This is a genomic window from Chryseobacterium sp. S90 (assembly GCF_047444895.1).
Taxonomy (GTDB): domain Bacteria; phylum Bacteroidota; class Bacteroidia; order Flavobacteriales; family Weeksellaceae; genus Chryseobacterium.
In genome coordinates this window covers 1-256 of the sequence record NZ_JBLGCX010000034.1, presented here as the reverse complement: position 1 = coordinate 256, position 256 = coordinate 1, and the positions used below count along the sequence as shown (strand labels likewise).

Here is a 256-nt window from a genome sequence, read left to right as displayed (position 1 = left end):
TATAAGCATGGCTTCCTCCTTCATAGCTCTCAATAAACCATAACCTTTCCTGCCCAAAAGACAGATACTGCTCTATGCAATTCCTAACCCGAACAGGTCGGATATCCTCAGCCACAACCTCCTGCAAACCTTCAAGAGCCAACGATAAACCGGCAATACTTTTGTGGCTGAATACCATCCCCACCACTATCTGTATACCCGTTCCCTGATAAATTTTGTTGACCAGCTTAATAGCCATAATACTATTGCCTCCCAA

General features: G+C 44.1%; 1 protein-coding gene. It reads right to left on the bottom strand.

The annotated features are described in order from the left end of the window. Window positions 1-238: hypothetical protein (locus ACLMCG_RS23120; RefSeq protein WP_413961452.1), on the bottom strand; the 238-nt coding region annotated here is incomplete at its 3' end. Window positions 239-256 lie beyond the last annotated feature (18 nt).